The organism is Stenotrophomonas sp. 80084_Sma, from assembly GCF_056481995.1.
The window spans coordinates 4,328,593-4,341,515 of sequence record NZ_CM151177.1; the positions used below are offsets into that span (position 1 = coordinate 4,328,593).

Genomic DNA, 12,923 nt, shown 5'->3' on the forward strand with positions numbered 1-12,923 from the left:
ACGCCATGCTCGACAAAGTCGTCATCGCCAACCGAGGGGAAATCGCGCTGCGCATCCTGCGCGCGTGCCACACCCTCGGCATCCGCACGGTGGCCGTGCATTCCACGGTCGACCGCAACCTCAAGCACGTGGCCATGGCCGACGAGTCGGTCTGCATCGGTCCGGCGCCGTCGCCGCAGAGCTACCTCAACATCCCGGCACTGATCGCCGCGGCGGAAGTCACCGACGCCCAGGCCATCCACCCGGGCTACGGCTTCCTGTCGGAGAACGCCGACTTCGCCGAGCGCGTGGAAGAGTCCGGTTTCATCTTCATCGGCCCCAAGGCCGACACCATCCGCATGATGGGTGACAAGGTCGAAGCCATCCGCGCGATGAAGTCCGCCGGCGTGCCGTGCGTGCCCGGCTCGGGCGGCCCGCTGGGCGAAGACATCGTCGCCAACACCAAGATCGCCCGTGAGATCGGCTACCCGGTCATCATCAAGGCGGCCGGTGGTGGCGGTGGCCGCGGCATGCGCGTGGTGCACGCCGAAGCCTCGCTGAAGACCTCGATCGAAACCACCAAGAGCGAGGCCAAGGCCGCGTTCGGCAATGGCGAGGTCTACATGGAGAAGTTCCTGGAGAACCCGCGCCACGTGGAAATCCAGGTACTGGCCGACGGCCAGGGCAACGCCATCCACCTGGGCGAGCGTGACTGCTCGATGCAGCGCCGCCACCAGAAGGTGGTGGAAGAAGCGCCGGCACCGGGCATCACTGCCGAGCAGCGCGAGCAGATCGGCAAGGTCTGCACCGAAGCCTGCGTACGCATCGGCTACCGTGGTGCCGGCACGTTCGAGTTCCTGTACGAGGACGGCCGCTTCTACTTCATCGAAATGAACACCCGCATCCAGGTGGAACATCCGGTCACCGAAATGGTCACCGGCATCGACCTGGTGGCCGAGCAGCTGAAGATCGCCGCCGGCCAGAAGCTGTCGATCAAGCAGAGCGACGTGGTGCTGACCGGCCATGCCATCGAGTGCCGCATCAACGCCGAAGATGCTGAAACCTTCGTGCCGAGCCCGGGCACCATCACCGGCTTCCATCCGCCGGGCGGCCCCGGCGTGCGCGTGGACACCCACATCTACAGTGGCTACCGCGTGCCGTCGAACTACGACTCGATGATCGGCAAGCTGATCGTGCACGGCCCGGACCGCGAAACCGCCATTGCCCGCATGCGCGTGGCACTGAGCGAAATGGTGGTCGATGGCATCAAGACCAACGTCGCCCTGCAGCAGCGGATCATGCGCGACAAGGGCTTCCAGGCCGGTGGCCAGAACATCCACTACCTGGAAAAGCGCCTGGCCGAACGCAAGAACAAGCCGATCGCGCTGACCTGATCGGCGCCACGTGCTGGACATGAAAAGGGCGGGGATATCCCCGCCCTTTTCTGTTGCTGCAGCGCCGAGCCCATGCTCGGCTTGCCGGAAAGCTCAGCCGAGCGTGGGCTCGGCGCTACAGCAGGCGCATCAGCGCTTGTCGGCAGCTTCGGCCGGAATCTGCGAGTTCGCCAGCGGACGCACGCCATTGGGCGACGTCGGGTCGACGATCACCATGGTCTCGGTCGAACCATCCGGCCACACCACCTGGAAGGTGCTGCCCGCCGGCAGCGACGCGAACGGCATGCCGCTCTGCGCGCGATAGACCGCGGCCACCTGGCTGGCACCGGCACGGCGCACGTCTTCCTGCGCCTTCACCGTGGTCAGTTCCACCTTCGACAGATGCCGGTAGCGATCTTCATAGGTATCGATCATCAACAGGCCAACCGCGCCGGCCGAGTAGGCCACGAACAGGGCCACCCAGAACCAGAACTTGGCCCCGTGCAGGAATCGGCGGTAGTTCATTGCTCGTTCCTCTTTCCAACCAATCGCTTGATCCATTCCTTCATCTTCCCAGCGCCCTGCCGCGATACCGCAGCGTCATACACGAAATCCCGGAAATCCTGCGTACCATCCTGCGAACAGATCCCTCCGTTCGCACAAAAACTGTTGACCAGCACACTGTCTGCCCCACACGGTAGACCGAGTTCGCAGGCCGCAAGCCGCCATGCGAGTTCACTGAGCTGCTCGCCCGCCACCAGACCGTTGAGCGCGCGGTCACCCGAGGCGCGCACGCCCATGCCCGGTGCGATCGCCATGAAGGCCTCCGGGTCACGCGAGGTGCGCACCCGTTCAACCAGGTCACGGCGGTACTCGGGGCTGTCCTGCAGCGGTTCGCCCTCGGCGAACAACGCAGCCTCAGCAGCCAGATTGCCTTGTGCGGCCGCCTTGCGACGTTCGGACAGCACCAAGGCCGTGCCCAGCTTGTCGCCCGGCACGAAACCACCACAACGCTGCGCGACGCGTTCGCGCGCCTGCACCATCGCCGGTGCGGCGGTCAGGCCCAGCCCGGCCAGCACGTTGTTGTCCAAGCGGTAGCCACCCGGATCGACCGCGTACTGCGCGCAGTAGTCATAGACACGGCTGAGCATCCAGCGCGCCTCGTGGTTGCCTTCGTCCGCCTGGGCACGCAACCGCTGAGCATAGGCATACAGGTCGGTGGCGTCTTCGATATCGGCGCGGAGATCCAGGGGCAGCCCGGACGGCAATGCGTTGCCACGCTCGAAGGGTGCCAGGCGGCGCGCGAGCGCCTCCGGCATCACCGGCAGCGGCGCCGCACTGTCAGCGGCCGCGACCGCACCTGCCAGATCCGCCGACGCTACCGAAGACGTCGCAGCATGGCCGCTGGCCCGATAACCGGCCACGCCCAGCACGGCCACAGCCGGCAGTACGAGCAACCAGGTTTTCAGGGTCGGAGCGAAGGCCATCGGCGGCGGTAGGCGATGCGGCGCATAGGAAAGCACGAAGTTTAGCAAGGCCCGACGGGCCTGTCTGAACGGGCTTCGTTCATCTCGGAGCGGCATCTCAGGCAATACGGAGACGCCCCGATGGTCTAGCATGGCCCCCTTTCCTGCGATTGCCCCCACCACCATGCCGTTCCTGGAACTGACCCTGCGCTGCACCGAAGCCACCCAGCCCCGCTATGAAAATGCGCTGGAGGACGTTGGTGCACTGGCCGTGACCCTGCTCGATGCCGAGGCCGATACCAGCAACGAACAGGCCATTCTCGAACCGGGCGTGGGCGAGACCCCGCTGTGGGACACGCTGGTGCTGAGCGCGCTGTTCCCCGCCGACAGCAACGCGCTGTTGCTGCTGGCCGCACTGGAATCCTTCGATCCGGAGCTGGACTGGAGCAGCGGCAGCTTCCGCGCGGTCGAGGATGAAGACTGGGAACGTGCCTGGCTCGACCAGTTCCAGCCGATGGACTTCGGCAGCCGTACCTGGATCGTGCCGTGGAACCATGAACTGCCCGATGCCGCACAGGCCGCCGATGCCGCCGTGGTGCGGTTGGACCCGGGCCTGGCGTTCGGTTCGGGCACCCACCCGACCACCGCACTGTGCCTGCGCTGGCTGGACCAGTTGGCGGTCGATGGCCTGCTGCAGGGCCAGCGCGTGCTCGACTTCGGTTGCGGCTCGGGCATCCTCGCACTGGCCGCGCTGAAGCTGGGCGCCGCCGAAGCCATCGGCGTGGACAACGATCCGCAGGCCCTGGTCGCCACCGCCGACAATGCCGAGCGCAACGGCGAGCAGGCCCGCATGCATGTGTACCTGCCGCAGGACGAACCGGTCGCGACCTATCCGATCGTGGTCGCCAACATCCTCGCCTCGGCGCTGGATGCGCTGGCCGAACTGCTGGCTGCGCGCGTTGCTGCCGGTGGCCGCATCGCCCTGTCCGGCATCCTGCATGGCCAGGAAGGCGAACTGCTGCAGCGCTACGCAGCATGGTTCGACGATCTGCAGGCCACCCAGGATGGCGACTGGATGCGCATCACCGGCGTGCGCCGCGCCTGATCGTGGTTGAATGACCGCTGGATCCGAGCCCGCGCCCTGAGCATGTCCGAGCCGAACCCACCGCGCCGTCCCCTGGCTACCTTCCTGCGCACGACGCCGGAGGGTGAGCCTGCGCCTGCGACCGATGCGCGCATGCAGGACGAAGCCGGGCACGCAACGCCCGTGGAGCAGATGCAGGCCGAGCCCATCGACCTGGCACGCCCACCGGCGACAGAGATGCGACACAACGATGACGTTGTCATCGTTGATGAAGCAGCGGCCATCGAGCCGGCGCCGGTCGCGGTGCAGGCAACGGCGGTCGCCAGTGATGCCCCCAGCTTCCTCGGCAGCGCGCGCACGCGCACGCTGCCAACACCCCGCTGGCACTGGCTGCTGGTCGCCGGGCTGGCATTGCTGCTGGTACTGCAGAGCGTGCTGGCCGACCGCGCGCGGCTGGCCGCCGACGCCGGCAACCGCGCATGGCTGGGCACGCTGTGCGGCGTGCTGCGCTGCAGCCTGCCTGCCTGGCACGAGCCCACTGCGTTCACCATGACCAGCCGCGAGATCCGCCCCCTGCCGGGCCAGGCCGGTGTGCTGCAGGTGCAGGCCAGCATCCGCAATGATGCGCGCTGGGCACAGGCGTGGCCGGACCTGCGGTTGTCATTGTCCGATGCCGATGGCCGGGTGATCGGCAGCGGCGTGTTCACGCCCGCGCAGTACCTGGGCGAGAACCCCGGTGCAGCCCTGCTGGAACCGGGCCAGAGCGCGCGCGTCGCCTTCCGGTTGCAGGAGCCCGCTGCGTCCACCGTCGCATTCACCTTCGACTTCCTCTGACCGGGGAGAGGCGACCAGCCGTGGCAGGCCGGGCACGCTCGCGCTAGACTGGCCGCCACCACCTCGTCCGGCCGCGCGCTCCGCGCGCACGGGCCAACCGAATCGGGAACCCCCTTGAACGCTGTCCTTTCTCGTCCTGACAACAGTCGTGGCGCTGCCCGGCCACCGCTGCGTGAACACGTCGCCCAGTCCGTGCGCCGCTACCTGCGTGACCTTGATGGCTGCGATGCGGACGATGTCTACGAGATCGTGCTGCGCGAGATGGAGATTCCGCTGTTCGTGGAAGTGCTCAACCACTGCGAAGGCAACCAGAGCCGCGCCGCCGCGATGCTGGGCATCCACCGTGCCACCCTGCGCAAGAAGCTGAAGGAATACGGCATCAGCGCGTAAACGCGCACGAGGGTAGTGCCGGCCGCTGGCCGGCAACCCCATGAACGACGGCAGGATGTTGCAGTTCCCGACCAGCGGCCGGCACTACCGGTAGATCCACGCCATGCGTGGATGAAAGCCCGGCAGAGTAAACCGCCCCCGCCCGCCAGTAGATCCACGCCATGCGTGGATGGAAGCCGGCAGAATCAACCGCCGCCGCCGCCCGCCTTCCAGTAGTACCGCACCACATGGAAGAACACCGGCGCGGCGAAGCACACCGAATCCAGTCGGTCGAGCATGCCGCCATGGCCCTCGATCATGTGGCCCCAGTCCTTGATGCCACGATCGCGCTTGATCGCCGACATCACCAGGCCGCCCCAGAACCCCATCAGGTTGATCAGCAGCGACAGGCCGAACGCCTGCAGCGGCGTGAACGGGGTGATCCACCACAGCGCCGCACCCAGCGCACTGGCACTCAGCACACCGCCCACGAAGCCCTCCACCGTCTTCGACGGCGACAGCTTCGGCGCAATCAGATGCCTGCCCAGCAGCTTGCCCCATATGTACTGCAGCACGTCCGAAGACTGCACCACGATCACCAGGAAGGCGAACAGCAGCACGTTGCGCGACGGGTCATGGCCGGGCACGTGCAGGTTCAGCAGCAGCGGCACATGCGAGATGCAGAACACGCAGATCATCAACCCCCACTGCACCTTCGCGGTCCGCTCCAGGTAGTGCGTGGTATCACCGCCAATGGTCGACAGGATCGGCAGGAACAGGAACGCATAGACCGGAATCAACAGCGTGTACATGCCGTACCAGTCGATCCAGACCAGGTAGTACTGCCACGGCAGCACGATGTAGAACGCGGCCAGCAGCGCGTAGTAGTCGCCCGAGCGGGTCGGCGCCAGGGTGATGAACTCGCGCAGTGCGAACAGCGAGATGATCGCGAACAGCACGATCACCCCGGCACGACCGAAGAACAGCGCCAGCCCGACCACGATCGCCATCACCCACCACGCGCGGATGCGCGAGACCAGGTTGGCGATCACCGCGCTGGGCTGCCCACGCTGGCGCCAGCGCAATGTCTCGGCCACCAGCGTGGCCAGCACCAGCACCGCACCCACGCCAGCAAACAGCAGGCCGGTCTGCTGGCCGACACTCTGCGTGGCCAGGTCGCCGGACACATCGATCAGGAAGCTCATGCCCTGCCCCCGTTCGGCGCCAGGTCCAGCAGCGCCTGCCGGCTGCGGGCCAGGAAGGCGGCCTTGTCCTCGTCGGCCTGCAGCCGCAGCGGCGTACCGAAGGTGGCCGTGCACAGCAGCGGCAGCGGCAGGAACCGGCCCTTGGGCATCACCCGCTTCAGGTTGTCGATCCACACCGGTACGAATTCCAGCTCCGGGCGTTGCCGTGCCAGGTGATAGATGCCGCTCTTGAACGGCAGCAGCGGCTCTTCGCCCACGTTGCGGGTACCTTCCGGAAACAGAATCAGCGAGCAGTCTTCGTCCACCGCGTCACGCAGGGCCTGCAGTGGATCCTGCTGGCGATGGCCGGCCTCGCGCTCGACCAGCACGCCGTTGAACACCGCATCGATCAGGTAGCGACGCAGGCCATCGCGCTGCCAGTATTCGGCCGCGGCCACCGGGCGCACCTGGCGCCGCAGTGCCGGTGGCATCGACGACCAGATCAGCACGAAGTCACCATGGCTGGCGTGGTTGCCGTAATACACGCGCCGTTCGCTGGACGGCGCACAGCCGATCCACAGCGCGCGGGCGCCGGTCACTACATGGATCGCGCCACTGCAGGCGCGCGCAATCAATTCAGCGAACATCGGTCCCTCCCGTTCACGTCTGCGGCCACAACACGGCCAGCACCAGCAGTGCGAACTGCACCGCTGTCAGCAGGTACTGGCGCAGCAGCAGGCGGCGCATGCCGGCCCAGCGCGCGTCCCAGCCCCGCAGGGGCGCCTCGGGCGACGCGCGGCGCAGGCCGCTGTCCTGCAGCAGCTGATCAGTGCGGCGCGCGGCGGCATCGCCGTCCAGACGCTCATCGCGCAGCAGCTGCAGCAGGCTGGCGTCCAGCGCAACCCGCCACGCGTGGTACGTCTGGGCCACCCCTGCAGACATGCTGGCCAGCAGCAACCCTGCAGCGATCATCGCCAGGCCCGGCTCGGTGCCGAGCAGCAGCAATGCCACCAGCAGCAGCCCCAGCGACAGGCATGCCGGCCAACGCCCCTGCCGCAGCAGCAGCTGCATGGTCGCCAGATCGGGAACCGTGCTCATGCGCGCACTCCTGCCGCGTCGGTGATGGCACGCAGATGGGCCGTACCCAGCACGATGCCAGGGCGCGCAGCACGCACGATCGCCACCGCCGCGTCCGCATCGGCCGCACGACCACTGCGCAGCAGCCAGGCCGCCACACTGGCAGCACTGCGCGAATAGCCCAGCGCGCAACACACCAGCAGCGGTCCGTGCGCGCGCAGCCGCTCGATCGCCTCGGCCGCATCGCGCAGCTGTTCTGGCGTGGGCACCACCAGGTCCAGCATCGGCACGCTGGCATACCCGGCGCCCGGCGCGCGGCAGGACAGTTCGGCACAGGCATCGACCACGCCGACCAAGGGTGCCGGCAATGCAGCGCAGGGAACACGCCCCAGCCATACACCGTCCATCACCGGCACCGGCTGCGGCGCACGCCGCGTCCACAGCCGCGAATTGATCCAGGCTGCGCCCAGGTACGGCGCCAGCAGCCAGCGTGCCGCCATTGCCAGACGTCCATCGGCGCGCTTCTGGAACACCGCCGTACCCAGCCCGGCATAGGCCAGCGCCACCAGCAGCAGCGACACCACCGGCCACAGCAGCCACAACGCCGCCCCCCGCAGCAGGATCACCGGCACCAGCAGCACAACGGCCCCCAGCAGGTACAACCCCGCCAGGCGCCAGCGCCTGGCATCACGTGCCGTGCGCCACGCACGCAACGGTGGTGTGCCCTGCTCGGGCCACAGCCAGACGCACAGCCAGCCGGCCAGCAGGCCGGTCGGGATATCAATGAAATGGTGCTGGAACGTGGTCAGCACCGAAACGCCGATCAACAGCGCCCACACGTGCAGCACCCAGCGCCAGGCACCGTGCAGATACTGTGCAAACTTCACCCACAGCACGATCAGCAGCACGATGTGCAGAGACGGCGCCTGGTTGAACGGCTTGTCGAAGCCCAGCAGCACGTCGAACAGCCAGCCGAACACGCCGCCGATCTCCGGCCGCTCGAAGCTGAAGCGCAGTGGCCACAGCAGGAAGCAGCTCACGGCGATCAGCTGTGCACTGAACAACCGCAACGCATGCCGGTCCAGCTCCAACCGTTGCCGGCACAGGAAGAAGGAAACCGCATAGAACAGATCGATCGACCAGTACGGCACGATCGTCCACGGTACGAACGGAATCTGCGTTTCCCATCCGAACGCCATCACCGGCAGTTCGGCATGGCGGCCGGCCATCCAGTTGGCGAAGCCATAGCTGGCGAAGAAGAATGGGCCCAGCAGGGCCAGCCACAACAGGGCGCGCCGCCAGGGGCGCCCCTCTGCGGCCAGCGGGGATGCGGCGAGCGTCGCCATCACGCGGTCCGGCGCGCCAGCGACACCGTGAAGATGCCGAATTCGTCGATACGCTGCGCCACCTTCTCGAACCCGGCCAGGCGCACCAGCTCGTCCATTTCCTGCTGGGTACGGCGGCGCATCACCCACGCGGCGCCGCCACGGTGGCTGGTCAGTGCGCGTGCGATGAACTCCAGCTGCGGGTGCCACGGCTGGCCGGTATAGGCCAGGTAGCCGCCCGCCGGCACCGTCGCAGCAATGCCCTGCAGCGAGCGCAGCACCGCATCGTTGTCGGGGAACAGTTCGTACAGGCCCGATACCACGGCCAGCGTCGGTGCTGGATCGACCTTGGCCAGCTGTGCCGGGTCGAACGCATCACCCTGCTCGAAGCGCGCGATGTCGGCCGCCCCCAGGCGCTCGATCAAGGCCTGACCCTGGGTGACGTTCAGATCACTGAAGTCGCGCAGCACGATGCGCTCGGCGCGCTGTTCACCCTGGCCCAGCGCTTCCAGCACGTAGCGGCCATGGCCGGCAGCCACGTCCAGCACGCGCACCGGCGTGCTCTGCCCGCGCAGGCGCTGGGCAGCGTCGCGCAGCAGTTCCTGCAGGTGCTGGCCGCGAATGCGGATGCCGCGCCAGCCGATCGCATCCAGATAGTTGCGATCGACCATGCGCCCCAACGGGCCCTTGCCGCGCGCCTCATCGCGATAGATGTAGTCGAGCGTGCTGCCCGAATCGAAACCGGTCTGCAGGCCCAGCGCGATGCCTTCAGACAGCGTGCCACCGAAGCGCAGTCCACCGCGCACCACGCGCCAGCGCAGGTCGGGCAGGCTGTTGCGCTCTGGCGGCCAGGCCAGGATCTCCGATTCTTCGAAAGTCGGCCCATGGCGGTGCGCATCGCGCCGCGACAGTTCGCGCAGCGGCTCGGCGAAACGTGCCTGGATGAAACTGCGGATACGCGCCAGCGCCGGCGCCCGATCGCGCTCGCCCAGCGTGTCGTGGAAGAAGCCCGGCAGATGCACGCGCTCCTTGATCGGGCTGGACAGGCGCTCGTAGAAGCGGTCCTGCGGGCCACGGTGCACCACGAAATCCGAGCCGGACACCAGCAACTGCACCGGCACGCTGATCGCCTGCGCATCGGCGACGATGCGGTCGGCCGCTTCGTACAGGCCCAGCAACACGCGCACCGAGATCGGTCGGGTGATCAGCGGATCGGTGCGGTAGCTTTCCACCCGCGCCGGATCGTGGGTCAGCCACTGCGGCTTGACGTAGCTGTTGACGAAGAAATTGCCGCGCAGCTTCTGCATCAAGGCCAGGCCCGGGCGTGCGAACGGCACGTACAGCTTCACCTTGAACGCCGGCGAAGCCATCACCAGCGCGCGCAGGCGCGGCGCGTAGTCGTGCACCCAGGTGGCGGCGACCACCGCCCCCACGCTCTGCGCGATCACCACGATGTCCTGCACCGCGATGCCGTGCTCGGCACCGATGTGGGCGATGAAGCTGTCCAGATCGCGCACCAGCGCCGGGAAGCCCGGGGCATCGCCTCGTGCGCCGGGCGAACGCCCATTACCGCGTGCATCCCAGGCGAAGAAGGCGGTGTCGGGCAGGTCCAGCTCATCGACCAGGTGGGTGACCCGGCCAGAATGTTCATGGCCGCGATGCAGCAGCACGACAGCCTTGGTGGCTGGGGTCGCGGTGGTGCTCGCCCAGTACCGGTAGAACAGCGGCACCTGGTCGAAGCTGTGGAATTCCCGTTCCTGCGCCTGACGCATGCAATCTCCTGATTGTCTTTTTATATCTGCTTGATTAATTCGGCGAAACCGCCGCTTCCCGCAGTCCGCGACGGACGCGATTGATCATCGTCAGCACGCACAGCACCGCCATGGCCGCGGCCACGCCAGTGACAGTCATCGCAGCCCCCCAGCCGAACGCCAGCAGCAGGCCCAGCACGCCGATGACGAACGCGCGGTCGCTCTTGCCCATCGGGCCGTCATAGCGGCGGCTGGCACCGACCATCAGCCCCAGCACCCCGGTGTACTCGCTCAGGGCCGCCGTCCAGGCCAGCAGCCACAGCGCGTCCGGGCGCACGCCCGGCACGCTGAGCAGGCTCAGGTACAGCGCCGCGTCGGCGATCACATCGCACAGCTCGTTCAGATAGGCGCCCAGCCTCGACTGCTGGCCGAACTCGCGGGCCAGCATGCCGTCCACCGCGTTGAGTGCCATACGCAGCAGCATCCACAGCGGCAGCAGCAGGTACAGCAGGGGCTGGGCCGGCGCGCAGCACCAAACGACGGCAGCCACCAGCAGCGAGACCACGGCGGCGGCCACGGTCACCGTATTGGCGGTGATCCCCATGCGGTACAGACCGCGTACGGCTGGACGCAACAGGTCCTGGAAACGTCCTTTCAATGCATAGATCGACATGATCCGTACCCGCTGATCCTTGGCAGTGCGGGCACAGCCTACCCCATCGTCGGCAGATTCCGACAACCCGGCTCCGGTCCACAGCCCAGCCCCCGGACCGGTCCGGATCGATGTGCCCGACCCGGCCTTACGTCGATTGCCATGGCAAATTGCCCCTTCCAGCGCCCGCCACCGGCCCCCACCGCCTACAATATCGGCCCCGCTCCGCTGCCGATTCTGTCCCATGACTGCTGATCTGTTGCCCGTCCGCCGGGCCCTCCTCTCCGTTTCCGACAAGACCGGTCTGGTCGAGCTGGCCACTGCGCTGGCGGCACGCGGCGTGGAGCTGCTGTCCACCGGCGGCACCGCCAAGGCGATCCGCGATGCCGGCCTGGCCGTGAAGGACGTGGCCGACGTCACCGGCTTCCCGGAAATGATGGACGGCCGGGTCAAGACCCTGCACCCGATGGTGCATGGCGGCCTGCTGGGCCGTTCGGGCCTGGATGATGCGGTGATGGCCGAGCACGGCATCGGTGCCATCGACCTGCTGGTGCTGAACCTGTACCCGTTCGAGTCGGTCACCGCCAAGGCCGATTGCACCCTGGCCGACGCGGTCGAGAACATCGACATCGGCGGCCCGGCCATGCTGCGCTCGGCGGCCAAGAACTTCGCCCGCGTGGCGGTGGCTACCGATCCGTCGCAGTACGCCGAGCTGCTGGCTTCGCTGGAGGCCAACAACGGCCAGCTGTCGGCTGCCACCCGCTTCGCGTTCTCGGTGGCCGCGTTCAACCGCGTCGCCCAGTACGACGCCGCGATCAGCAACTACCTGTCGGCGGTCACCGCCACCGACGCTGCGGTGCCGGCGCGTACCGAGTACCCGGCACAGATGAACTCCACCTTCGTGAAGGTGATGGACCTGCGCTACGGCGAGAACCCGCACCAGAGCGGCGCGTTCTACCGCGACCTGTACCCGGTGCCGGGCACGCTGGCGACCTTCCAGCAGCTGCAGGGCAAGGAACTGAGCTACAACAACCTGGCCGATGCCGACGCGGCGTGGGAATGCGTGCGCCAGTTCGATGCGCCGGCCTGCGTCATCGTCAAGCACGCCAACCCGTGCGGCGCGGCGGTCGGTGCCGGCAATGGCGATGCCTACGAGCTGGCCTACGCCACCGACCCGACCAGCGCCTTCGGCGGCATCATCGCCTTCAACAAGCCGCTGGACGCCGCCACTGCCAAGGTGATCCTGGATCGCCAGTTCGTGGAAGTGCTGATTGCCCCGGACTACGAGCCGGCCGCGCTGGAATACGCACAGAAGAAGGCCAACGTGCGCGTGCTGCGCATCCCGCACGGCGACGGCCTGAACAACTTCGACAACAAGCGCGTCGGCTCGGGCCTGCTGCTGCAGTCCTCGGACAACCGCGGCATGACCCGCGACGAACTGAAGGTGGTCAGCAAGCTGGCGCCGACCGAGAAGCAGTTCACCGACCTGCTGTTCGCCTGGAAGGTGGCCAAGTTCGTGAAATCCAACGCGATCGTCTATGCCAAGGACAACCGCACCATTGGTGTCGGTGCCGGCCAGATGAGCCGCGTGTACTCGGCCCGCATCGCCGGCATCAAGGCCGCCGATGCGAACCTGGTGGTCGAGGGCTCGGTGATGGCCTCCGATGCGTTCTTCCCGTTCCGCGACGGCATCGATGCCGCTGCCGCCGCCGGCATCAAGGCAGTCATCCAGCCGGGCGGTTCGATGCGCGATGCCGAAGTGATCGCCGCCGCCGATGAACATGGCCTGGCCATGGTGTTCACCGGCGTGCGCCACTTCCGCCACTGAT

Annotated in this window: 13 protein-coding genes; 5 read left to right on the top strand and 8 right to left on the bottom strand. The window is 67.4% G+C overall.

From position 1 onward, the window contains the following. Nucleotides 1-5: 5 nt before the first annotated feature. Nucleotides 6-1,373, top strand: a complete 1,368-nt coding sequence (accC, locus tag ACZK3W_RS19910; protein WP_032129559.1) for an acetyl-CoA carboxylase biotin carboxylase subunit — start codon at nucleotides 6-8, stop codon at nucleotides 1,371-1,373. Nucleotides 1,374-1,502: 129 nt separating this feature from the next. Here the strand turns inward: accC and ACZK3W_RS19915 are convergent, their stop codons facing one another. Both ACZK3W_RS19915 and ACZK3W_RS19920 read right to left on the bottom strand, forming a co-directional pair. Further along, nucleotides 1,503-1,877, bottom strand: coding sequence for a hypothetical protein (locus ACZK3W_RS19915; RefSeq protein WP_010481078.1), 375 nt, complete (start codon nucleotides 1,875-1,877; stop codon nucleotides 1,503-1,505). Then, nucleotides 1,874-2,839: a hypothetical protein gene (locus ACZK3W_RS19920; RefSeq protein WP_032129558.1), complete on the bottom strand. Its 966-nt coding sequence runs from the start codon at nucleotides 2,837-2,839 to the stop codon at nucleotides 1,874-1,876. Before ACZK3W_RS19920 ends, ACZK3W_RS19915 begins: the two co-directional genes overlap by 4 nt. Nucleotides 2,840-3,002: 163 nt before the next feature. On the opposite strand from ACZK3W_RS19920, the gene prmA reads away from it, so the two are divergent. From prmA to fis, 3 genes are all read left to right on the top strand, one after another. Then, complete coding sequence (gene prmA / locus ACZK3W_RS19925; RefSeq protein ID WP_049463300.1) at nucleotides 3,003-3,923, top strand: 50S ribosomal protein L11 methyltransferase; 921 nt, start codon at nucleotides 3,003-3,005, stop codon at nucleotides 3,921-3,923. 42 nt (nucleotides 3,924-3,965) lie between these two features. Continuing rightward, complete coding sequence (locus ACZK3W_RS19930; RefSeq protein WP_478450225.1) at nucleotides 3,966-4,736, top strand: DUF3426 domain-containing protein; 771 nt, start codon at nucleotides 3,966-3,968, stop codon at nucleotides 4,734-4,736. 114 nt (nucleotides 4,737-4,850) lie between these two features. Next, nucleotides 4,851-5,126 (top strand): DNA-binding transcriptional regulator Fis, encoded by a 276-nt coding sequence (fis, locus tag ACZK3W_RS19935; protein ID WP_006397198.1) that lies wholly within the window; start codon nucleotides 4,851-4,853, stop codon nucleotides 5,124-5,126. A 185-nt stretch (nucleotides 5,127-5,311) separates the two neighbouring features. On the opposite strand, the gene ACZK3W_RS19940 is transcribed toward fis, so the two are convergent. Genes ACZK3W_RS19940 through ACZK3W_RS19965 form a run of 6 tightly spaced genes read right to left on the bottom strand, consistent with a single transcriptional unit; the run spans nucleotide 5,312 to nucleotide 11,115 of the window. Then, a complete protein-coding gene (locus ACZK3W_RS19940) occupies nucleotides 5,312-6,310 on the bottom strand; it encodes a phosphatidate cytidylyltransferase (protein WP_293799144.1) in 999 nt (332 codons plus the stop codon). Next, complete coding sequence (locus ACZK3W_RS19945) at nucleotides 6,307-6,936, bottom strand: lysophospholipid acyltransferase family protein (protein ID WP_032129554.1); 630 nt, start codon at nucleotides 6,934-6,936, stop codon at nucleotides 6,307-6,309. Before ACZK3W_RS19945 ends, ACZK3W_RS19940 begins: the two co-directional genes overlap by 4 nt. Nucleotides 6,937-6,949: 13 nt before the next feature. Then, entirely contained in the window at nucleotides 6,950-7,387 is a 438-nt protein-coding gene (locus tag ACZK3W_RS19950; RefSeq protein WP_293799146.1) for a hypothetical protein, read from the bottom strand. Then, nucleotides 7,384-8,712 (bottom strand): phosphatase PAP2/dual specificity phosphatase family protein, encoded by a 1,329-nt coding sequence (locus tag ACZK3W_RS19955; RefSeq protein ID WP_478450226.1) that lies wholly within the window; start codon nucleotides 8,710-8,712, stop codon nucleotides 7,384-7,386. The genes ACZK3W_RS19950 and ACZK3W_RS19955 overlap by 4 nt, the downstream gene beginning before the upstream one ends. Next, nucleotides 8,712-10,463: a bifunctional alpha/beta hydrolase/class I SAM-dependent methyltransferase gene (locus tag ACZK3W_RS19960; protein WP_293799148.1), complete on the bottom strand. Its 1,752-nt coding sequence runs from the start codon at nucleotides 10,461-10,463 to the stop codon at nucleotides 8,712-8,714. Before ACZK3W_RS19960 ends, ACZK3W_RS19955 begins: the two co-directional genes overlap by 1 nt. Before the next feature lie 34 nt (nucleotides 10,464-10,497). Next, nucleotides 10,498-11,115, bottom strand: coding sequence for a CDP-alcohol phosphatidyltransferase family protein (locus ACZK3W_RS19965; RefSeq protein WP_478450227.1), 618 nt, complete (start codon nucleotides 11,113-11,115; stop codon nucleotides 10,498-10,500). Between the two features lie 223 nt (nucleotides 11,116-11,338). Between ACZK3W_RS19965 and purH the strand changes: the two genes are divergently transcribed. Then, complete coding sequence (purH, locus tag ACZK3W_RS19970; RefSeq protein WP_478450228.1) at nucleotides 11,339-12,922, top strand: bifunctional phosphoribosylaminoimidazolecarboxamide formyltransferase/IMP cyclohydrolase; 1,584 nt, start codon at nucleotides 11,339-11,341, stop codon at nucleotides 12,920-12,922. Nucleotide 12,923: the final 1 nt, after the last annotated feature.